Genomic DNA, 21,212 nt, shown 5'->3' on the forward strand with positions numbered 1-21,212 from the left:
GGACGGCGCGAGGACGGATGATCTCTACGCTCACCCCCGTGGAGACGGGTGGCGGGACGGCGGTCGACGGGTCCGGTGCCCGGCGGTGGCCCTGGGCGCGGTTGCGCGACCTGGCCTTCGTGTCGCTCGGCGTGCTGGGGGCGGCCTCCCTGGTCGTCGGTGAGGGCCCCGTGGCCGACTTCGCCGCCCGGACGTGGCTCCAGGCCCTGGGGACGCTGGTGCTGGCCGTCGCCCTGTGGTGGCGCCGGCGGTACCCGGTGCACGTGGCGCTGCTGGGCTGCGTCGTCGGAGCTGCGGGGGGCTCGTGGCTGCCGGTGTGGCTGGCCCTGCTGACCGTGGCCATCCGGCACCGCGACCGGTGGCTGGTGCTGGTGCTGTGCGCGGCCGCAGTTGCGCTGGTGGTGAGCGCGGCGACCGAGGCGGGGCTCGAGCCGGCCGTCCTGCTGGACCCCTTCTCGGCCGCGATCCTGGCGGCCTACGGGCTGGCCGCGGTCGTCTTCCCGGTGCTGCTGGGCGCCTACCTCGGTGCCCGCCGCGACCTGGTGCAGTCGCTGCAGGAGCGGGTCGTCCAGACCCAGGCCGAGCAGCGGCTGCGGGTTGAGCAGACCCGGCAGGCTGAACGCACCCGCATCGCCCGGGAGATGCACGACGTGCTGGCGCACCGGATGTCCCTGGTGGCGCTGCACGCCGGCGGCCTGGAGGTCAACCCGACGGCCGGTCCGGCAGAGGTCGAGCAGTCCGCCGCCCTGATCCGCACCACCGCCCGGCAGGCGCTGGAGGAGCTCCGCACCGTCCTGGGTGTGCTGCGGGCCGACACCGGCTCCGCACCCCAGGCCGACGCCGAGCTGCTGCCGCAGCCCACCCTCGCCGACGTCGACCGACTGGTCCGGGCGAGTTCGGCGGCGGGCGTCGCCGTGCACCTGCACCTCGACCTGCCCGAGGGGCAGACCCCGCCCCCGATCGTGGGCCGCACCGCGCACCGGGTCGTGCGGGAGGCCCTCACGAACGTGCACAAGCACGCCGCCGGCGGCACGGCCACCGTGCTCCTGACCGGGGAGCCCGGCAGCGGCCTGCAGGTCCGGGTGCACAACAGCGCCCCGGCCACGGCGGCGGCACCGTTGGTGCCCGGGGCCGGCCTCGGGCTCCTGGGCCTGCGGGAACGGGTGGAGCTGGTGGGTGGCCGGCTCAGCACGGGGGCGCAGCCCGACGGCTTCCTGGTGCACGCCGACCTGCCCTGGCCCGACGGCGGGGACGGGGAGCTCGCGTGAGCGGATCGGGAGCCGACTCCGTGCGCCTGTTGCTGGTCGACGACGACGCGCTGGTGCGGGCGGGCCTGCGCGCCGTGCTCGCCAGCGCCCCGGACCTGCGCGTGGTCGGTGAGGCCGGGGACGGCGCGGAGGCGCTCGACGCCGCGCTCCGGTTCCGGCCGGACGTCGTCCTGATGGACGTGCGGATGCCGCGGATGGACGGGCTGGCCGCCACGGCCGCGCTCACCGCACGCCCCGATGCCCCCCGGGTGCTGGTGCTGACCACCTTCGACCTGGACGAGCACGTCTTCGGTGCGCTGCAGGCCGGCGCCAGCGGCTTCCTGCTGAAGGACACCCCGCCGCGGGAGCTGGTGCAGGCGGTCCGGGTGGTCGCCGCCGGGGAGGCCATGCTCTCCCCGACCGCTACGCGGCGGCTGATCACCCGCTACACCGCCACGGGCGCCGACGCCCGCCGGCAGGAGGCGCGGGGGCGGATCGAGGCCCTCACCGAGCGGGAGCGCGAGGTGCTGCTGGCCGTGGGGCGCGGCCTGTCCAACGCGGAGATCGGCCGGGAGTTGTTCCTCAGCGAGGCCACGGTGAAGTCGCACGTCTCGCGGGTCTTCACCAAGCTGGGGACGGCCAACCGGGTCCAGGTGGCCATCCTCGCCCACGTCGCCGGGCTGCTCTGACCGACGGTCGGTCAGATGCCCCGGAACCTGCCCCGCACGGCCTCCTTCTCCGGCACCGGCGCGAACACGTTGCCGGTGGTCGGCCCCACCGAGTCGCGGGCCATGCCGAACACCTTGAGCAGCGGGCCGACCAGCGCGTCGAACACCGGCGGGAAGAGCCGGAACCCGGCGATGATCACCGGGTTGGCGATCCCGGACTGCTGGAGCCGGCGCGGCTTCGACACCTGTGCCAGCACCGCCCGGGCGACCCGCTCGGGGGTGTAGACCGGGGGCGGCGGGTGCCCGGTGTTGCCCAGCACAGTGGCGGCCTGGCCGTAGATCGGCGTCGTCGTCCCGCCCGGGGCGACGGCGGAGACGTGCACGTCGGGCAGCTCGCGCAGCTCCTGCTGCAGGGTGCGGATCAGCCCGAGCTGGCCCCACTTGGCGGCCACGTAGGCGCCCATCGTGGGCGCGGTGATCGAGGCCAGCAGCGAGCTGACGACGACGACGTGCCCGCGCCGCTGGGCCCGCAGCACCGGCAGCGCGGCCTGGAAGACGTGGAACGTGCCCTGGACGGCGGTGTCCACGACGCGCTGGAAGACGGCGGGGTCCAGGTCCTCGACCCGGCCGTAGGCCATCACGGTGGCGGAGTGGACGACGACGTCCAGCCGGCCGAAGGTGCCGGTCGCGCGGTCGACGGCGGACTGCACGGCCGCGGCGTCCAGGACGTCGGCCGGCACGCACTCGACGGCCGTGGCGCCGGCGGCCCGGCAGTCGGCGGCGGCGTCGGCGAGCGTGGTGGAGCTGCGGGACACCAGCACGAGGGCGGCGCCGCGCCGGGCGAACTCGATCGCGCTGGCCCGGCCGATGCCGCTGGAGGCGCCGGTGACGAGCACGACCTCCTTCAGCGCGCGGGCGGAGGAGACGTCGTCAGCCGTGGTCTGGGCGGTCACGTGCGGGACGTACCCGGTGCAGCGCCCGGCACGCACGTTGTGCGCAACGGGGCCACCGGGCAGCCGGGTGCGCCGCTAGCGTCGGCCCCGAGGGCGTGCGTGCCGGCGCTCCCCGACACGAGAGGGGCACCCGTGTTCGACAAGGTCCTGGTCGCCAACCGCGGTGAGATCGCCGTCCGCGCCTTCCGCGCCGCCTACGAGCTGGGTGCCGGGACGGTCGCCGTCTTCCCGCACGAGGACCGCAACTCCGTCCACCGCCTGAAGGCCGACGAGAGCTACGAGATCGGCGAGCCGGGCCACCCGGTGCGGGCCTACCTGGACGTCGCCGAGATCGTCCGGGCCGCCCAGCGCGCCGGCGCCGACGCCGTCTACCCCGGCTACGGCTTCCTGTCGGAGAACCCCGACCTGGCCGAGGCCTGCGCCCGGGCCGGGATCACCTTCGTCGGCCCCTCGGCGGCGGTGCTCGAGCTCACCGGGGACAAGTCCCGGGCGATCGCCGCGGCCCGCGAGGCCGGGCTGCCGGTGCTGCAGGGCACCGACCCCAGCGACGACGTCGACACCCTGCTGGCCGCGGCGGACGCGATCGAGGGCCCGGTGTTCGTCAAGGCGGTCGCCGGGGGCGGCGGGCGCGGCATGCGCCGGGTCGAACAGCGCGACCAGCTGCGCAGCGCGATCGAGGCGGCGATGCGGGAGGCGGAGTCGGCGTTCGGGGACGCGACGGTCTTCCTGGAGCAGGCGGTGATCGACCCCCGGCACATCGAGGTGCAGATCCTGGCCGACAGCACCGGCGACGTCATCCACCTGTACGAGCGCGACTGCTCGGTGCAGCGCCGGCACCAGAAGGTCATCGAGATCGCCCCGGCGCCGAACCTGGACCCGGCCCTGCGCGAGCGGATCTGCGCCGACGCCGTCGCCTTCGCCCGGCAGATCGGCTACAGCTGCGCGGGCACCGTGGAGTTCCTGGTCGACCGCGAGGGCCGGCACGTCTTCATCGAGATGAACCCGCGGATCCAGGTGGAGCACACGGTGACCGAGGAGGTCACCGACGTCGACCTGGTGGGCAGCCAGCTGCGGATCGCGGCGGGGGAGACGCTCGCGGACCTGGGGCTGACCCAGGAGTCGATCGTGCTCCGCGGGGCGGCGCTGCAGACCCGGATCACCACCGAGGACCCGGCCAACGGCTTCCGCCCGGACACCGGCCGGATCACCGCCTACCGCTCACCCGGTGGCGCCGGGGTGCGGCTGGACGGTGCCGCCACCCTGGGGGCCGAGGTGGGCGCGCACTTCGACTCGATGCTGGTCAAGCTCACCTGCCGCGGCCGCACCTGGGACATCGCGGTGGCCCGGGCCCGCCGCGCGGTGGCGGAGTTCCGGATCCGCGGGGTCTCGACGAACATCCCGTTCCTGCAGGCGGTGCTGGACGACCCGGACTTCCGGGCCGGCCGGGTGACGACGTCGTTCATCGAGGAGCGCCCCGAGCTGCTCACCGCCCGCTCCTCGGCCGACCGCGGCACCAAGATGCTCACCTACCTGGCCGACGTCACGGTCAACGCCCCGCACGGCGAGCGCCCGCACCTGGTCGACCCGGTCGAGAAGCTGCCCCGGCTGGACATGAACCTGGCGCCGCAGGACGGCTCGCGGGACCGGCTGCGCGAGCTGGGGCCGGAGCGGTTCGCCGCCGACCTGCGTGCGCAGAAGGCCCTTGCGGTCACCGACACCACCTTCCGGGACGCGCACCAGTCGCTGCTGGCCACCCGGGTGCGCACCAAGGACCTGCTGGCCGTGGCCGGGCACGTGGCGCGGGCGACCCCGCAGCTGCTGTCGATCGAGGCCTGGGGCGGGGCGACCTACGACGTCGCGCTGCGGTTCCTGCACGAGGACCCGTGGGAGCGGCTGGCCGCACTGCGCGAGGCGGTGCCGAACATCTGCCTGCAGATGCTGCTGCGCGGGCGCAACACCGTCGGCTACACCCCCTACCCGGAGCAGGTGACGACGACGTTCGTCGCCGAGGCGGCGCGCACCGGGATCGACGTCTTCCGGGTGTTCGACGCGCTCAACGACGTCGGCCAGATGCGCCCGGCGATCGACGCCGTCCGGGAGACCGGGACGGCGGTCGCCGAGGTCGCGCTCTGCTACACCGCCGACCTCTCCGACCCGGCCGAGCGGCTCTACGACCTGGACTACTACCTGCGCCTGGCCGAGCAGATCGTCGAGGCCGGGGCGCACGTGCTGGCGATCAAGGACATGGCCGGGCTGCTCCGCCCGCCGGCGGCGGCCACCCTGGTCACCGCGCTGCGCGAGCGGTTCGACCTGCCGGTGCACCTGCACACCCACGACACCCCCGGTGGGCAGCTGGCCACCCTGATGGCGGCCTGGCAGGCCGGGGTCGACGCCGTGGACGGCGCCAGCGCGGCGCTGGCCGGGACGACGTCGCAGCCGGCGCTGAGCAGCATCGTCGCCGCCACCGACCACACCGAGCGGGCCACCGGCCTGGACCTGGCGCGCGTCAACGACCTGGAGCCCTACTGGGAGTCGGTCCGCCGGGTCTACGCGCCCTTCGAGTCCGGGCTGCCGGCGCCGACCGGGCGGGTCTACACCCACGAGATCCCCGGCGGGCAGTTGTCCAACCTGCGCCAGCAGGCGATCGCCCTCGGGCTGGGGCAGCGGTTCGAGGAGGTCGAGGCGATGTACGCCGCGGCCGACCGGCTGCTCGGGCGGCTGGTCAAGGTCACGCCGTCGTCGAAGGTGGTCGGCGACCTGGCGCTGCAGCTGGTGGGCGCGGGGGTGGACGTCGAGGACTTCGCCGCCGACCCCGGCACGCACGACCTGCCCGACTCGGTGGTCGGGTTCCTCCGCGGCGAGCTGGGCGACCCGCCCGGCGGCTGGCCGGAGCCGTTCCGCTCCCGCGCCCTGGAGGGACGGCGCCCGGCCGAGCCGCCGGCGGAGCTGGCGCAGGAGGACCTGGCCGGCCTGGCGGAGGATCCGCGGTCGACGCTGAACCGGCTGCTGTTCCCCGGCCCCACCAAGGAGTTCCAGGCCCACCGGGAGGCCTACGGGGACACCTCGGTGCTGCCCAGCAAGGAGTTCCTCTACGGGCTGCGGCAGGGCGTGGAGCACTCGGTCGACCTCGAGCCCGGGGTGCGGCTGCTCATCGCGATCGAGGCGATCTCGGACGCCGACGAGCGGGGGATGCGCACCGTGATGTGCACGCTCAACGGCCAGCTGCGGCCGGTGTCGGTGCGGGACCGGTCCGTCACCTCCGACGTCCAGCCCACCGAGAAGGCCGACCGCAGCGACCCGGGTCAGGTGGCCGCACCGTTCGCCGGGGTGGTCAGCCTGTCGGTCAGCGAGGGCGACACGGTCGAGGCCGGGGCCCAGCTGGCCACCATCGAGGCGATGAAGATGGAGGCCGCGATCACCGCGCCGCGGGCCGGCACGGTCTCCCGGGTGGCGATCAGCGCCGTCCAGCAGGTCGAGGGCGGTGACCTGCTCGTCGTCCTGGGTGGCTAGCGGGCGGTCCAGCCGCCGTCCACGGTCAGGGTGTGCCCGGTGACCAGCGAGGCCGCCGGGGAGGCCAGGAAGGCCACGGCGGTGGCGACCTCCCCCGGCCGGCCGATCCGGTGCAGCGCGGCGATCCGGTCGACGACGTCGGCGCGGAACGCCGGGTCCGACAGCGCCGGCTCGGTGCCCGGCGTCTCGATGAAGGTGGGGGCCACCGCGTTGACCCGGATGCCCAGCTCCCCCCACTCGACGGCCAGGCAGCGGGTCAGGTGGATGACCGCGGCCTTCGCGGTGCAGTAGGCGGACTCCCCGGGCAGCGCGACCAACCCGGCCTGCGAGGCGACGTTGACGATCGCCCCACCACCGGCCCGGGCCATGTGCCGGGCGGCGTGCTGGGCGAGGAAGAACGTCGAGCGGGTGTTGCGCGACCACACGTCGTCGAAGTCCGCCTCGGTCAGCTCCAGCGCCGATGCCATCACCCCGCCGCCGGCGTTGTTGACCAGCACGTCGACCGACCCGAGCTCGTCGACCACCCGGTCGATCGCCGCCCGGCTCTGGGCCAGGTCGGTGACGTCCATCGGGACGGCGACCACCCGGCGTCCGAGCGCGGTGATCTCCCCGGTGAGCCCGCCGTCGGAGGTGACGTCCCGGAGGCCCAGGCCGACGTCGGCGCCGGCGGCCGCCAGCTCCAGGGCGATCGCCCGGCCGAGGCCACGCGCCGCCCCCGTGACCACCGCGACCTGGCCTGCGAGCGCGCTGCTGTCCGTCATCGTCGTCCTCCCCGTCCCTCGTCCCGCCGGACGGTCGTCCGGTGGGCAGCGCCGGGGCGACGGACGCGACGTCCGACGGATCCCGCCCCGTCACATCCGCAGGGTAGGAAGACCGGGTGAGCGCACCGGTACGGACCACTGCACGGTCGGGGTCCGGTCACCTCCTCGCCCAGCTGTCGGCGCAGGCCCGGCGCATGCTGCAGACCGAGGCGGCCAGCGCCGGGCTGCTCGTCGTGGCCACCGCGCTGGCGCTGATCTGGGCGAACTCGCCGTGGGGCGACAGCTACGAGGCCTTCTGGCACACCGAGCTCTCCTTCGAGGTCGGCTCGACCGGCGTCGCGATGGACCTGCGGCACTGGGTCAACGACGGCCTGATGGTGTTCTTCTTCTTCCTCATCGGCATGGAGGTGCGCCGCGAGCTGTCGATGGGGGAGCTGACCGAGCGCAGCCGGCTCTCCGTCCCGGCCCTCGGCGCGATCGCCGGGTTGGCGGTGCCGGCGGGCCTCTACCTCGCGATCAACGCCGGTGGGCCCGGTGCGCAGGGCTGGGGCATCCCGATGGCCACCGACACCGCCTTCGTCCTCGGCGCGCTGGCGCTGGTCGGCTCCCGCTGCCCCACCCAGCTGCGGGTCTTCCTGCTGTCGCTCTCCGTCGTCGACGACATCGGCGCGCTCACCGTCATCGCGGTCTTCTACTCCGACGACATCGACCTCCTCGCCCTCGGCGTCGCGGGGCTGTGCGTGGTCGCCTTCGCGCTGCTCACCCGGTTGCAGGTGTGGCGCGGGCCGGCGTACTTCGCCGTCGGCGTGGTCATGTGGCTGGCGATGCACGCCTCCGGGGTGCACGCCACCATCGGCGGGGTCGTGCTGGGCCTGCTGGTCAGCGCCTACACGCCGCGCCGGCAGGAGGTGGAGTCCGCGGGCACGCTGGCCCGCGCCTTCCGGCAGGCCCCCGACGTCGCGCTGGCCCGGCGGGCGAAGCTGTCGGTGGAGCGGGCCATCTCGCCGAACGAGCGGATCGGCGCGCTGCTGGTGCCGTGGAGCGGGTACGTCGTCGTCCCGGTGTTCGCGCTGGCCAACGCGGGCGTGCAGTTCGACACCGAGCTGCTGGACCGGGCGCTCACCTCCCCGATCACCGTGGGCGTCTTCGTGGGCCTGGTCGTCGGCAAGTTCGTCGGCATCGGGCTGGCCTCGACCCTCGCCGTCCGCTTCGGCATGGGCTCGCTGCCGCCCGGGGTGACGCTGGCCGCTGTCTGGGGCGGGGCGGCGCTGTCCGGCCTGGGCTTCACCGTCTCGCTGTTCGTCGCCGACCTGGCCTTCGACGACGCGGCGCTGCGCGAGGAGGCGATGGTCGGCGTCCTCGCCGCCGGCGTCGTCGCCGCCGCGCTGGGCGCGGTCTGGTTCTGGGCGCTGGGACGGCGCTCGCCCCAGGTGGCCCGCACCGGGCCCCGGCAGCTGGACCCACCGGTCGACCCGGCGGTCGACCACCTCCGCGGCCGGGCCGACGCGCCGCTGACCCTGGTCGAGTACGGCGACGTCGAGTGCCCGTTCTGTGGCCGCGCGACCGGGGTGGTCGAGGAGCTGCGGCACCGGTTCGGCGACGACCTGCGGTACGTCTTCCGGCACCTGCCGCTGCCCGACGTCCACCCGCACGCCGAGCTCGCCGCCGAGGCGACCGAGGCCGCCGGCGCGCAGGGCGCCTTCTGGACGATGCACGACCGACTGTTCGCCCACCAGGACCAACTGGAGGCCGACCAACTGCTCGACCACGCCGCCGCGCTCGGGCTGGACCTCGGCCGGTTCGCCGCGGAGCTGGGCAGCGGTGCCCACGCGGCCCGGGTGCGCGCCGACGTGGTCGGCGCCGAGGCCAGCGGCGTGCGGGGCACCCCGACGTTCTTCGTCAACGGCGTCGGGCACGACGGCCCGACCACCACCGAGGCGCTCGCCGCCGCGCTGGTCGCCTCCGACCCGCGCGGTCCCGGCCACGGCAGCCTGCTGCCGGTGACCGAGCCGGTCGCCCCGGCTCGGTCCTCGGTCGCCCTCTCCCCGGCCGCCGAGCTGCCGGCGATCAGCGCGCTGCCCGGCGAGCGCCTGGCCGAGACGCCGGACGACGGGGCCTCCCCGCGACTGTCCGAGGCGCACATCGCCGTGCTGCGGCGGGTGGGGCGCCGCCAGCGCACCGTCCGCGGGCAGGTGCTGCTGCGCTCGGGGCAGGCGGAGTTCGACTTCTTCGCCGTCCTCGCCGGCACCGTGGCGGTGGTCGAGGGGCCGCTGGACGGCGGGCCGGACGGCGGCAAGCGGGTCGTGGCCGTCCACGGGCCGGGCCGGTTCCTGGGTGGGCTGAACATGCTGGCCGGGCAGCGGCCGGTGCGATCGCTGGTGGCCGCCGAGGACGGCGAGGTGCTGGTGCTCAGCCTGGAGCAGCTGCGCGCCGTCTTCACCCGGGACCGCGGCCTGGCCGACGTCATCACCCGGTCGTTCCTGCTGCGCCGGGCGATGCTCATCGGGCAGGCGAGCGGGCTGCGGGTGGTCGGCGACCGGCGCTGGCCGGCCAGCACCGAGCTGCGGGCCCAGCTGGCCGAGGACGGCGTGCCGCACACCTGGTTGGACCCGGCCGAGGACGCCGCAGCCGCCCGGCTGCTCGCCGAGATCGGCGGCGAGGAGGCGACCTCGCCGGTCGTGCTCACCCCCGACGGCCGGGTGCTGGTCGAGCCGACCCGCGAGGAGCTGGCCCGCTTCGCCGGCGCCTCGCGCGACCTGACGACGACATGAGGTCGCTCGACGAGGAGCTCACCGACCTGGCCGACCACTATCGGTGGTTCGCGCAGGTGGAGGCCGCCCCGCTCTCCCCTCGCTACGCCGAGCTCGCCGCCGCGGTCGCCGAGGACGCCGACGTCCTGGCCTTCCTCGGCACCCTGCCGCGACCCAAGCGACAGGCGAACCTGCTGCTCGGGGCCCTGCAGTACCTGCACGTCGGCCCGCCGGCCGACGGCGTCGAGCTGCACCGGTGGGTCACCGGCGACGCAGACCGGCTGCGGGAGACGATGCTCGCCCGGGCCACCCAGACCAACGAGGCCGCCCGCTGCGCGGCCCTGCTGCCGGTGCTGGCCGGCCTGCCGGGGCCGCTGGCGCTGATCGAGGTCGGCGCGTCGGCGGGGCTGTGCCTCTACCTAGACCGGTACGGCTACGAGTACTCCGACGGCGTCCGGGTCGGACTCCCCAGCCCGGTGCAGCTGAGCTGCGAGGTCACCGGAACCGGGCTGGTCCCGGGCGGGATGCCGGAGGTGGTGCGGCGGGCCGGGATCGACCTGAATCCGCTCGACCCCGCCGACCCCGACGACGTCGCCTGGCTGCAGGCGCTGATCTGGCCGGGCATGGAGGAGCGACGCGACCGGCTCACCGCCGCGGCCGCGATCGCCGCCCGGGAGCCGGCCGAGATCCGGCGGGGCGACCTGGTCGAGGAGCTGCCCGGGCTGGTCGCCGCGATGCCGGTCGAGGCCACCGTCGTCGTCTTCCACACCGCGGTGCTGGCCTACCTGCCGGCGCCGGCGAAGGAGGCGTTCGCCGAGCTGGTCACCGGGCTGCCGGTGCGCTGGGTCTCCCAGGAGGGGGTGGGCGTGCTGCCCGCCGTCCGCGATCGGCTGCCCGAGCCACCGGCGCCCGACGAGGTCCGGTTCCTGCTGGCCCTGGACGGCGAGCCGCTGGCGTACACCGCCGCCCACGGCGGCCGGATCGACTGGCTCCCCGCCGCCGCCCTCAGGCGTTGATCATCGGCATCTGGACGCCCGACACGCCGGGCGGGCCCACCGATCGCCGATGATCAACGGTGATCAGGCCGACCAGGTGGTGTTCGGCGGGCGGCGGTGGTCGATGGTGTGCGGCACGAAGAAGGACAGGTCGTCGGTGATCAGCCCGTCGGACTCCCGGATGCCCAGGCCCGCGGCCTCGCCGTCGACCACCCAGGTGCCGAGCACCGGGTGGTGCGGGCCGTCAGGGCCGGCGAAGTCGGGCAGCGCGCACAGCTGCTGCACGACCCAGCCCTCCGCGCCGTACTTCCCGCCGAGCGAGGCCAGCGGCTCGCCGCCGGGGGCGAACAGCTCGACGTTGTTGCCCTCCCGGCCGAACAGCGGCTTGCGGGCGTAGCCGGTCTGCTCCAACTCGGCCGCCCGCGGGTCGTCGGCGAAGTAGGCGCGGAGCAGGTGCTTGCCGATCACCGGGTCGTCGGCGTAGCGCTGCCACAGCACCGGCAGCAGCCCCTTGTTCGACCACAGCATCTTCCAGATCGGCTCGATCCAGGTCGTGCCGTCGGGGGTCCACAGGTCGGCGATCACCGAGGGGCCGTACGCGTCCTCGAGCAGCCACTCCCAGGGGTAGAGCTTGAAGACGACGTCGATCCGGTTGCCCTTGGGGTCGTAGAACCGGGCGTCGCCGGTGTCCAGGGCCAGCTCCTCGGTGGTCATCACCACCGTCTCGTAGCCGGCCCGCTGGACGGTGTCCGCCAGGTAGGCCACCGTCATCCAGTCCTCACCGCTGCGGTCGCCGTTGGTCCAGGCGAGGTGCACCCGGGGACGGCGGCCGTGCTCGGCCTCCCAGCGTGACAGGTTGCGCCGCCAGGCCTCGACCAGCCGGTCGTCGAGCTGGTTCCACTGGTCGCGGCCCTGGCCGGTCTCCAGGTGCCAGGCCCACTGCACGACCGCGGCCTCGACCAGCGAGGTCGGGGTGTCGGCGTTGAACTCCAGCAGCCGGGGCGCGCCCTCGCCGTCCCACCACAGGTCGAAGCGGCCGTAGACGCTGGGCGGCTCGGACTCCCAGGTGGCCTTGATGACCTCGCGGGCGTCGCGCGGGATCCGCATCCGGTCCAGCAGCCGCTCGTCGGCCAGCGCCACGTCACCGGCCTCCACGCAGGCGGCGAAGAGCTGGTCGGTCACGTGGGCCAGGTGGTCGATCTCGGCGGAGGTGAAGTCGTAGAAGACGTCCTCGCGCCAGTACGACCGGGTCTCGCCGCCCGGGACGGTCGTCTTGTTGTAGACCAGCCCCTGGCTCTCGATCTCGGCCTCCCAGCCGCGCCGGGCCGTGCCGTAGAGACGCCTCATGAGCCGACGCTCCCGCTCCCGACCCGGCCCGAGCCGATGCCGCCGGAGATCCGGGTGCCGGAGGTGACCCGGCCGCTGCCGGGCAGCCCGGCCCGGGACCGCGCCGTGGTGTCGGCGGGGTTCACCCGGGTCGCGGCGCCGGTGTACTGCTGCGGGATGGTCTGCCCGACCGCGTACCGGTTGCCGCCGAAGCCACCCAGCAGGAAGAAGTAGGGCACCCCGCCGATGAAGCCGCCGCTGCGCTCGGCCTCCTCGCACAGCTCCTCGTCGACCACCTGGTCCTGGTCGTCGACGCAGTAGACCCGTTCGGCCTCCTGCTCCTCGGCCCCGGTGCCGCAGGCGGACAGGAAGCCCATCGCCGCACCGGTCAGGCTGACCGTGCCGATCGCCGCCCGCACCCGGTTGCTCCTCGACGTGCTCACCGTCCGCGCTCCTCACCTGGGCGTCCACCGTGTCCCCGGACCGCACATGCTGTCGGACCCGGGGTCCCGCGGTGCACCCGACCCCTCGCATCATCCCCGGATCCGCACCGCAGGCGGTGTCCGCCGCACGCGGGTGCCGGATCGCGATCGGGGTAGGGGCCGGGGATGCACCTCGCAGCGCACCGGACCGGCTCCGGCGACCCCCTCGTCCTCGTGCACGGCCTGGGTGGCTCCTGGCGCTCCTGGGACCCGGTGCTCCCGGGCCTGGCGGCGGCCCGGGAGGTGGTCGCCGTGGACCTGCCCGGCTTCGCCGGTGACACCCCGCCGCTGGCGGACCCCACGTTCGGGTCGATGACCGACGCCGTGGCGGGCTGGCTGCGGGCCGAGGGGCTGGCCGACGCCCCGCTGGTCGGCAGCTCGCTGGGGGCCCGGATGGTCCTGGAGCTGGCCCGGCGGGGGCTGGGTGGGGACGCCGTGGCGCTCGACCCGGGCGGGTTCTGGACCGACCGGGAGGCCGCGGTCTTCCTCGCCAGCCTGCGCGCCTCGATCGCGCTGGTCCGCCGGGTCCGGCCGGCGCTCCCCGCGCTGCTGGGCAACCCGGCCGGGCGGACGGCGCTGCTGGCCCAGTTCTCCGCCCGCCCGTGGGCACTGGACGGCGAGGTGGCCACCCGTGAGCTCACCGGGTACGCGCAGTCGCCGTCCTTCGACGCCGTCCTCACCGACCTCGCCCGCGGGCCACGCCAGCAGGGCGCCCCGGCCGGGTCGCTGCCCGGCCGGCTGACCATCGGCTGGGGACGGCGGGACCGGGTGACCCTGGCCCGCCAGGCGGCGCGGGCGGTCGAGGCCTTCCCGGACGCCGAGCTGCACTGGTTCGACGGCTCCGGCCACTTCCCGATGTGGGACGTGCCTGCGGAGACCGTCGACCTGGTGCTCGCCGCCACGGCCCGCCGATGAGTTCCCGGGGGCATGGCCGTCTGACCTGGTGACGGGACCGGGTGGCGGTCCCAGGAACCGAGGAGCTCCACCGTGCGCATGATCTTCGTCAACCTGCCGGTCGCCGACCTGGACCGGGCCGTGGCCTTCTACGCGGCGCTGGGCTTCGTCAACAACGCCCAGTTCACCGATGAGACCGCGGCCGCGATGGTCGTCGAGGAGAACATCGTGGTGATGCTGATGACCCGGGAGAAGTTCGCCGGCTTCGTGCCCGGCCAGGTCGGCGACCCGGCGCAGGCGACCTCGGTCCTGCTCGCCCTGTCGGCAGGTGGCCGCGAGGAGTGCGACGACACGCTGGGCAAGGCCCTGGAAGCGGGCGGCAAGCCCTGGCAGCCGGCCCAGGACCACGGGTTCATGTACGGCACCAGCTTCGCGGATCCCGACGGCAACGCCTGGGAGGTGACCTGGATGGACCCCGCCGTCATCCAGGGCTGACCGGCCCCGTCGAGTGGCGACCTGTGCACGCCTCCCCGTCGGGCGAGGCGTGCGCAGGTCGAGAGTCGGTGGCTCAGTGCAGCGGGATCTCCGGCTCGCCGGGGGTGCGCGGGCCGGTCAGCCGCCGCTCGGCCTCGGTGATCGGGACGTCGTTGATGCTGGCCTCCCGCCGCCGCATCAGCCCGTGCGCGTCGAACTCCCAGTTCTCGTTGCCGTAGCTGCGCCACCACTGCCCGGCGGCGTCGTGCCACTCGTACTGGAACCGGACGGCGATCCGGTCGTCGGTGAAGGCCCACAGCGACTTGCGCAGCACGTAGTCCAGCTCGCGTGCCCACTTCGCGGTGAGGAAGGCGACGATCTCGGCGCGCCCGGTGACGAAGGTGTCCCGGTTCCGCCACACCGAGTCCTCGGTGTAGGCCAGCGAGACCCGCTCGGGGTCCCGGCTGTTCCAGGCGTCCTCGGCCGCCTGCACCTTCGCGGCGGCGGTCTCGGCGGTGAACGGGGGCAGCGGCGGGCGATCGGTCACCCGCCCATCCTGGCCCACGTCAGAGCGAGGAGAGGTCGTCCGGGACGTCGACGGCCTGGGACCGCAGCACGTCCAGCGGCACGACCTCCAGGGCGCGGGCGTTGGTCGCGGCCAGCACCACCCCGGCCGGCGCACCCGCCTCGAGGGCCTGCAGCCAGCGGACGGCGACCACGCACCAGCGGTCGCCCGGGCGCAACCCGGGGAAGGAGTACTCCGGGCGCGGGGTGGCCAGGTCGTTGCCCAGCTCGCGCTGCATCTGCAGGAACTCCGCGGAGACCACCGCACAGACCGTGTGGCTGCCCAGGTCGGCCGGCCCGGTGCGGCACGACCCGTCCCGGGTGAAGCCGGTCATCGGGTCGGTGCCGCACGGCTCCAGCGGGCCACCGAGCACGTTGCGGTCCTCGCCGGGGTCGGTCATGGGGTGATCATCGCGCCGCCGGAGCCCGCCTGCTGGGTGGATGGTGTGCCCCTGAGTCGCGCCCGACCGGCCCGACCGGGAGGCTGGGGTCGTGCGAGTACTGGTCACTGGGGCGTCGGGGTTCGTCGGCAGCAGGCTGGCGCCTGCCCTGGAGGAGGCCGGGCACGAGGTCCGGGCGATGACCCGGCACCCGGACACCTACTCCGGGGCCGGCACGGCGGTGCGGGGGGACGTCGGTGACGAGGCGTCGTTGCGCGACGCGCTCGCCGACTGCGAGGCCGCCTACTACCTGGTCCACTCGCTGGACTCGGCGGACTTCCAGGAGAAGGACGCCGCGGCCGCCCGTTCCTTCGCCCGGGCCGCAGCCGATGCCGGGATCGGCCGGATCGTCTACCTGGGCGGGCTCGGCAACGACTCCGACGACCTCTCCGCGCACCTGCGCAGCCGCCGCCAGGTCGAGGAGCTGCTGGGGGAGACGGGTGTGCCGGTCACCGCGCTGCGGGCCGGGATCGTGGTCGGCCACGGCGGGGTCTCCTGGGAGATGACCCGCCAGCTCGTCGCGCACCTGCCGGCGATGGTCACCCCGCGCTGGGTGCACACCCGGACCCAGCCGATCGCGATCGCCGACGTCGTCCGGTACCTGGTCGGGGTGCTGGAGGCCCCGGAGGCCGAGGGCCGGGCGTTCGACGTGGGCGGCCCCGAGGTGCTGGAGTACCTGGAGATGCTCACCCGGGTCGCGGAGATCCAGGGACGCCGGCTGCTGATCGTCCCGGTGCCGCTGCTGAGCCCGAAGCTCTCCTCCTACTGGCTGTCCCTGGTCACCGACGTCGACGTGCAGACCGGCCGGTCGCTGATCGACTCGATGACCAACGAGGTGGTGGTGAAGGACGACTCGATCCGCCGGGTCGTCCCGTTCGAGCCGATGCCCTACGACGACGCGGTGCTGACCGCGCTGGGCGAACGCGCCCGGGCCCGCCGGGACGCCCGGGGGTCGAAGACGGCGGGGCTGGCCGGATGACGCGTACCGAGCGCCGGCCCGGGCAGGCCGTGCTGTCCGACGCCCGGCTGAGGCGGCTGCTGGCCCGGGCGCCGTCCTGGCTGGTGGACAAGGTGCCGCGGGACCACCGGGAGACCGACGAGGCCTTCCGGCGCCGTCGGCGGGTGACCGCCGGCGTCTCCCTGGCCGGGGCCGGGCTGCTCGGCGTCTCGCTGTCGACGAAGCCCGGCTCGACGGCGTTCTACGCCCTGACCTTGGGCGTGGCCGGCACCTGGGTGGCCGGCGGCCTCGCCTCCGGGCCGCTGCACCTGGGCTGGGTGCAGACCCCCAAGGCCACGCTGCGCCGCCCGCTGCTCACCCCGGTCGTGGCCGGGACGGGGGCGTTCGCGTCGTTCTACGCCGCGGCGCTGGTGGCCAAGCGCATCCCGCCGCTGGACGCGGCGATCTCCCGGGTGCTGCGCTACGCCCAGCAGGGCTCTGCACCGCTGGTGCTCACCACGACGCTGGCCAACGGCATCGCCGAGGAGGTCTTCTTCCGCGGCGCGCTCTACGCGGCGGCCGGCGTCCACCACCCGGTGCTCAAGTCCTCCGCCGTCTACACGCTGGCCACCGTCGCGACCCGCAACCCGGCGCTGGTGCTCGCCTCGGTGCCGATGGGCCTGCTGTTCGCGCTGCAGCGGCGGGTCACCGGCGGCATCCAGGCGCCGGTGCTCACCCACGCCACCTGGTCGGTGCTGATGCTGCGGTACCTGCCGCCGCTGTTCGCCGACGAGTCCTCGGTGAACGACCCGCACCCCGCCGAAGGACTCTGATCCCGGTCAGGCCGGGCGGGCCAGCAGCTCCGTCAGCGCCTGGTCGATGAACGCGTTGTCCGCCGGGTTCTGACCCAGGCCGGCGAAGTGCCCGTAGACGGTCGGGATGACCCGGACCTCACCGTTCGGGATGAACTGCGACGCCCACTCCTCGTCCTCCGGCGGGAAGTACAGGTCGGTCTCCGCCGGCATGGCCAGCAGCGGGCAGCGGATGGAGCGCAGCGCCGCCTCGGTGTCACCGTCGAAGCCCGGGGTCCTCCCGACGTCGCCGTGCTCCCAGGTCCACAGCATCCCCAGCAGGTCGTTGGGGTCGCGGTCGTCGAGCCAGAAGCCCTCCCAGAACCCGACGAGGAAGTCCTCCAGTGAGGAGAAGCCGAGGTTGCGGTACTCCCGCTGCCAGTAGAAGGCCTGCGACAGGCCCCAGCCGGCGTAGATCCGGGCGAAGGCCCGCAGCCCGGCGGTGGGCAGCGCATCCCGCCGGTAGCGGCCGCCCGCGAACGCCGGGTCGAGGGTGAGTGCGGCGCGCAGGCTCTTCAGGAAGACCTGGTTGTGCTCGCTGGTGACCGCCGAACCGACGATCGGCGCCGCCCGCTTCACCATCTCGGGGTGGCTGACCGCCCACTGGTAGGTCTGGCCGGCGCCCATGGAGGAGCCGAGGACCAGCTCGACGGACTCGATGCCCCACTTCTGCGTGAGCAGCCGGTGCTGCACCTCGACCTGATCGTGGAAGGTCACGTTGGGGAAGCTCGGCCCGTCGTAGGGCGGCGGGGTGTTGCTCGGCGACGTCGACAGGCCGTTGTTCAGCTGGTTGGGGACGACGATGAAGTACTTCTCCGGGTCCAGCGCCAGACCCGGCCCCGTCGTCCACTCGTTGGCGTCGTGCCAGGCGCTGTACCAGGTGGGGTGGACGATCACGTTCGACTTCTCGGCGTTCAGCGTGCCGTACGTCTTGTAGGCGAGCTGGGCTCCGCGCAGGGTCGCGCCGCCCTGCAGGACGACGTCCCCCAGGTCGAAGAGCTCGTGGTCGGTGGGCCGCGGCATCGCTGCTCCTCAGGGCTCGGGCCGGGCGGTCAGAAGCTCGATCGGGGGACGCCCATGCCCGGGTCGATCCGCGTCGGGCCGGACGCCGAGGGGGTGACGTCGACGTCGAAGATCCCGGTGGGGAGGTAGACGGTGGCGCAGGAGTTGGGGATGTCGACGACCCCGGACAGCCGGCCCTCGATCGGCGCGGCGCCGAGGATCATGTACGCCTGCTCGGGCGACCAGCCGAACTTCGTCAGGTAGTCGATCGCGTGCAGGCAGGCCCGCTGGTAGGACAGGTGCGAGTCCAGGTAGCGCTGCTCGTCGTCCAGCGTCACCGACGTCCCGGAGAAGGCCAGCCACTTCTCGTACCGAGGGTCGACGTTGCCCGGCATGAAGATGGCGTTCTCACCGACCCCGTAGGTCTCCATGCCGCCCTTGATCAGGTCGACGTGCAGGTCGATGAAGCCGCCCATCTCGATGGCCCCGCAGAAGGTGATCTCGCCGTCGCCCTGGGAGAAGTGCAGGTCGCCCAGCGACAGCTTCGCCCCGGGCACGTAGACGGGGTAGAAGACCCGGCTGCCCTTGGTCAGGTTCTTGATGTCCTGGTTGCCACCGTTCTCCCGGGGCGGTGCGGTGCGCGCGGCCTCGCCGGCGACGCGGTCGTACTCCGCGCCGGTCAGGCCGGAGAGGATGGCGTCCTGCGGCAGCGGGGGCAGGGCCAGCGGTGGGACCCGGTCGGGGTCGGTGGCGATCAGCGCACCCTCGCGCCGGTTCCAGCGGGCCAGCAACTCCGCCGACGGCGCGGTGCCCATCAGACCCGGGTGCACGATGCCGGTGAACGACACGTGCGGGACGTGCCGGGAGGTCGCCGTCTGCCCGGCGAAGTCCCAGATCACCTTGTAGGCGTCCGGGAACTGGTCGGTCAGGAACCCGCCACCGTTCTGCTTGGCGAAGATGCCCGTGTACCCCCAGCCCTGCCCGGCCAGCGGGCCGGAGTCCTCCTGCGGGATCGGCCCGACGTCGAGGATGTCGACGATCAGCAGGTCACCGGGCTCGGCACCCTCCACGGCGAAGGGGCCGCTCAGCACGTGCACCGTGGACAGCGGTGCGTCCCGGATGTCGTCGGCGGAGTCGTCGTTGTGGATCGCCCCGTCGAACCACTCGCGGCAGTCGACCCGGAAGGTGTCCCCGGGGCGGACGGTCACCTGGGCCGGGATGTCGGGGTGCCAGCGGTTGTGGCCGATGTGCTGCTGCTCGGTGAACGGCTTGCTGGAGTCGAGGGGGAACAGGCGCTCGGGCATGGCTGGCTCCTGGGCTCGGGTCGGGCTGCGGGGCGTCTGGCCGACGGTTCGGTGCGGGGTCGCACGCCGCCGGGTGGGTCGGGGTCCGCCGTCGGACCTGGGGAGGGGCGACCTCAGGGCCGCGGCAGCCGACTCAGGGCCGGGTTGCGCAGCACGTCGGCCCGGCGGCCGGCCCGCGGACCGGGCGGCGGGGCGGAGACGACGTCGGGCTGGTCACTGGTGCGCTCCGTGCGCTCGACCAGGGCGCGGCGCACCGGGGACCCGAACGAGAGGCGGGGTGCGGTGAACACCCGTGCGGCGGTCGAGCCGCAGGCCGGGCACGGGACCGTGGGTGGAGCGGCGCCCATCGCGCAGCGGGACTCGGTCGTGCCGTGGTGGGTGCAGCGGTACAGGTAGACGGCGATGTCGGACCTCCGGGCGACCGGCGGAGGGTCACTCGGCCCTCCGGACCAGGCGCACGCTCGTCCCGCCGTGAGGAGGCGGTCAAGGCGCGCAGGAGCTCGGATCGGGCCCGTTCCCGTCATCGTGCGGCGCGTCGTGACGGAGTGGGTGGTGTGTCCCGGCATGTCGCGGTCGGCCGACCGTGGGGTCGAACCGGTCCGTCACGCTGAGTCCCGGTGTTGCCTCGGTCACGTAGGCGTGCATCGGCGCTCTGGTTACCCGACAGTAGGTCGATCCGGACTCTCCCGAACCAGGAGGCACCGACGATGACGTCGACCGCCAACCGCCCCGCCGAGATCGACGACACCTGGCTGCCCCAGCCACCCGTCCTGCACTCCCCGTGGCACACGCCCGAGCGGGCCGCGCTGATGGAGCAGGCCCGTCGGTTCGCCATGGACGAGGTGCTGCCGGTCGCGAACGAGCTCGACCCGCAGAAGGGCGAGATCCCGCAGCACCTCCTCGAGCGGCTCGGTGAGCTGGGGTGGTTCGGCATCACCGTCCCCGCGGCCGACGGCGGGCTGGGGCTCGGCGTCTTCGAGTACTGCATGGTCAGCGAGGAGCTGGCCCGGGCGTGGATGAGCGTGGCCAGCATCCTGGCCCGGTCGCAGGGCATGGGGACGGCGGTCGCCGACCCCGACCGCCGCCGCGAGCTGCTGCGGCGCAGCGCCGGGGGCTCCTGGATCGGCGCGGTGGCGCTGTCGGAGCCCGAGGCCGGCTCGGACCTGGCGAACGTGCAGACCCGCGCGGTGCGCGACGGCGACGAGTGGGTGGTCACCGGGCACAAGCGCTGGTGCGGCAACGCCAAGGCCGCCGACTTCATCCAGGTGCTGGTCCGGGTGGCCGACCCGAAGCCCGGGGAGTCCCGGTCCCGGGGGCTGCGGAACCTGCTGCTGGTCAAGGAGCGCGGCTCGTTCCCGCCGGGGCTGTCCGGCTACGCCATCGACAAGGTCGGCTACCACGGCTTCCTGACCTGGGACCTCACCTTCGACGGGGTCCGCATCCCGGCCGCGGACCTCATCGTCGGCCCGGGTGAGGGCGGCGGGTCCGACAGCAGCGGTGACTCCGGCGCCGGGTTCCGCGAAGCACAGGCCTTCCTGAACACCGCCCGGGTGCACACCGCGGCCCGCGCCGTCGGCCTGGCCCGGGCCGCGGTCGAGGACTGTGTGCTCTACCTGCAGGAGCGCGCCCAGTTCGGCCACCCGATCGGCGACTTCCAGGCGCTGCGGTTCACGCTGGCCGACATGGCCGCCCAGGTGGAACAGGCGCGGGCGTTCTACCGCCAGGTGGCCCACCTGCTCGACGAGGGCGTGCCGTGCGAGCGGGAGGCGGCGATGGTGAAGCTGCAGGCCACCGAGATGGCGGTGCGGGTCACCAACCAGGCCATGCAGCTGCACGGCGGCAACGGCTACACCACCGAGCGGCAGGTGGAGCGGCACTGGCGGGACGCCCGGCTGACCACGATCTTCGAGGGCACCAGCGAGATCCAGAAGCGGATCATCAGCAACACGATGCTCCCCCGCAGCCCGCTGGGCTGACTGCGGGAGCAGCCCGCTGGGCTTCCTGTGAGTCCGGCCAGGTTCGGTGTCGGCGGGAGATCGGCTGGGCAGGAGAGG

General features: G+C 74.2%; 19 protein-coding genes. 10 read left to right on the forward strand and 9 right to left on the reverse strand.

Annotation, left to right across the window (positions count from 1 at the left end; genetic code table 11):
• Positions 1–38 precede the first annotated feature (38 nt).
• Together O2W16_RS06185 and O2W16_RS06190 are read left to right on the forward strand one after the other, a co-directional pair.
• Positions 39–1,268, forward strand: a complete 1,230-nt coding sequence (locus O2W16_RS06185) for a sensor histidine kinase (protein ID WP_269157932.1) — start codon at positions 39–41, stop codon at positions 1,266–1,268.
• Positions 1,265–1,936, forward strand: a complete 672-nt coding sequence (locus O2W16_RS06190; protein WP_269157933.1) for a response regulator — start codon at positions 1,265–1,267, stop codon at positions 1,934–1,936. Before O2W16_RS06185 ends, O2W16_RS06190 begins: the two co-directional genes overlap by 4 nt.
• Positions 1,937–1,947: 11 nt before the next feature.
• On the opposite strand, the gene O2W16_RS06195 is transcribed toward O2W16_RS06190, so the two are convergent.
• Positions 1,948–2,868, reverse strand: coding sequence for an SDR family NAD(P)-dependent oxidoreductase (locus O2W16_RS06195; RefSeq protein ID WP_269157934.1), 921 nt, complete (start codon positions 2,866–2,868; stop codon positions 1,948–1,950).
• 132 nt (positions 2,869–3,000) lie between these two features.
• On the opposite strand from O2W16_RS06195, the gene O2W16_RS06200 reads away from it, so the two are divergent.
• Positions 3,001–6,378: a pyruvate carboxylase gene (locus O2W16_RS06200; protein WP_269157935.1), complete on the forward strand. Its 3,378-nt coding sequence runs from the start codon at positions 3,001–3,003 to the stop codon at positions 6,376–6,378.
• On the opposite strand, the gene O2W16_RS06205 is transcribed toward O2W16_RS06200, so the two are convergent.
• On the reverse strand, positions 6,375–7,139 hold the full coding sequence (locus O2W16_RS06205; RefSeq protein WP_269157936.1) for an SDR family NAD(P)-dependent oxidoreductase: 765 nt from the start codon (positions 7,137–7,139) through the stop codon (positions 6,375–6,377). The genes O2W16_RS06200 and O2W16_RS06205 overlap by 4 nt on opposite strands.
• A 194-nt stretch (positions 7,140–7,333) precedes the next feature.
• Between O2W16_RS06205 and nhaA the strand changes: the two genes are divergently transcribed.
• Complete coding sequence (gene nhaA, locus O2W16_RS06210; RefSeq protein WP_269157937.1) at positions 7,334–9,910, forward strand: Na+/H+ antiporter NhaA; 2,577 nt, start codon at positions 7,334–7,336, stop codon at positions 9,908–9,910.
• Positions 9,907–10,905 carry a DUF2332 domain-containing protein gene (locus tag O2W16_RS06215; RefSeq protein WP_269157938.1) on the forward strand — a complete coding sequence of 333 codons (999 nt, stop codon included), beginning with the start codon at positions 9,907–9,909 and terminating at the stop codon, positions 10,903–10,905. The genes nhaA and O2W16_RS06215 overlap by 4 nt, the downstream gene beginning before the upstream one ends.
• Before the next feature lie 63 nt (positions 10,906–10,968).
• Here the strand turns inward: O2W16_RS06215 and O2W16_RS06220 are convergent, their stop codons facing one another.
• Both O2W16_RS06220 and O2W16_RS06225 read right to left on the reverse strand, forming a co-directional pair.
• Positions 10,969–12,231, reverse strand: a complete 1,263-nt coding sequence (locus O2W16_RS06220; RefSeq protein ID WP_269157939.1) for a glutathionylspermidine synthase family protein — start codon at positions 12,229–12,231, stop codon at positions 10,969–10,971.
• Positions 12,228–12,653, reverse strand: a complete 426-nt coding sequence (locus O2W16_RS06225; RefSeq protein ID WP_269157940.1) for a hypothetical protein — start codon at positions 12,651–12,653, stop codon at positions 12,228–12,230. The genes O2W16_RS06220 and O2W16_RS06225 overlap by 4 nt, the downstream gene beginning before the upstream one ends.
• A 165-nt stretch (positions 12,654–12,818) precedes the next feature.
• Here O2W16_RS06225 and O2W16_RS06230 point away from each other — a divergent pair, with 165 nt between their 5' ends.
• Positions 12,819–13,607, forward strand: coding sequence for an alpha/beta fold hydrolase (locus O2W16_RS06230; RefSeq protein ID WP_269157941.1), 789 nt, complete (start codon positions 12,819–12,821; stop codon positions 13,605–13,607).
• Between the two features lie 78 nt (positions 13,608–13,685).
• Complete coding sequence (locus tag O2W16_RS06235) at positions 13,686–14,081, forward strand: VOC family protein (RefSeq protein WP_269158120.1); 396 nt, start codon at positions 13,686–13,688, stop codon at positions 14,079–14,081.
• A gap of 73 nt (positions 14,082–14,154) precedes the next feature.
• On the opposite strand, the gene O2W16_RS06240 is transcribed toward O2W16_RS06235, so the two are convergent.
• Entirely contained in the window at positions 14,155–14,607 is a 453-nt protein-coding gene (locus tag O2W16_RS06240; RefSeq protein ID WP_269157942.1) for a nuclear transport factor 2 family protein, read from the reverse strand.
• Between the two features lie 19 nt (positions 14,608–14,626).
• Positions 14,627–15,025 carry a DUF2237 family protein gene (locus O2W16_RS06245; protein ID WP_269157943.1) on the reverse strand — a complete coding sequence of 133 codons (399 nt, stop codon included), beginning with the start codon at positions 15,023–15,025 and terminating at the stop codon, positions 14,627–14,629.
• 91 nt (positions 15,026–15,116) lie between these two features.
• On the opposite strand from O2W16_RS06245, the gene O2W16_RS06250 reads away from it, so the two are divergent.
• Together O2W16_RS06250 and O2W16_RS06255 are read left to right on the forward strand one after the other, a co-directional pair.
• The gene (locus O2W16_RS06250; RefSeq protein ID WP_269157944.1) at positions 15,117–16,043 is read left to right on the forward strand and encodes an NAD(P)H-binding protein; all 927 of its coding nucleotides are present in this window, start codon (positions 15,117–15,119) and stop codon (positions 16,041–16,043) included.
• Complete coding sequence (locus O2W16_RS06255; RefSeq protein ID WP_269157945.1) at positions 16,040–16,834, forward strand: CPBP family intramembrane glutamic endopeptidase; 795 nt, start codon at positions 16,040–16,042, stop codon at positions 16,832–16,834. The genes O2W16_RS06250 and O2W16_RS06255 overlap by 4 nt, the downstream gene beginning before the upstream one ends.
• Before the next feature lie 6 nt (positions 16,835–16,840).
• On the opposite strand, the gene O2W16_RS06260 is transcribed toward O2W16_RS06255, so the two are convergent.
• The 3 genes from O2W16_RS06260 to O2W16_RS06270 all read right to left on the reverse strand — a co-directional run bounded on the left by O2W16_RS06260 (position 16,841) and on the right by O2W16_RS06270 (position 19,448).
• Positions 16,841–17,875: an alpha/beta fold hydrolase gene (locus O2W16_RS06260; RefSeq protein ID WP_269157946.1), complete on the reverse strand. Its 1,035-nt coding sequence runs from the start codon at positions 17,873–17,875 to the stop codon at positions 16,841–16,843.
• 29 nt (positions 17,876–17,904) lie between these two features.
• Positions 17,905–19,158: a formamidase gene (gene fmdA / locus O2W16_RS06265; protein WP_269157947.1), complete on the reverse strand. Its 1,254-nt coding sequence runs from the start codon at positions 19,156–19,158 to the stop codon at positions 17,905–17,907.
• Between the two features lie 113 nt (positions 19,159–19,271).
• Positions 19,272–19,448: a hypothetical protein gene (locus O2W16_RS06270; RefSeq protein WP_269157948.1), complete on the reverse strand. Its 177-nt coding sequence runs from the start codon at positions 19,446–19,448 to the stop codon at positions 19,272–19,274.
• A 417-nt stretch (positions 19,449–19,865) separates the two neighbouring features.
• Here O2W16_RS06270 and O2W16_RS06275 point away from each other — a divergent pair, with 417 nt between their 5' ends.
• Positions 19,866–21,134 (forward strand): acyl-CoA dehydrogenase family protein, encoded by a 1,269-nt coding sequence (locus O2W16_RS06275; protein ID WP_269157949.1) that lies wholly within the window; start codon positions 19,866–19,868, stop codon positions 21,132–21,134.
• The last annotated feature ends 78 nt before the right edge of the window (positions 21,135–21,212 follow it).

Source organism: Modestobacter sp. VKM Ac-2984 (assembly GCF_026967985.1).
GTDB lineage: Bacteria > Actinomycetota > Actinomycetes > Mycobacteriales > Geodermatophilaceae > Modestobacter.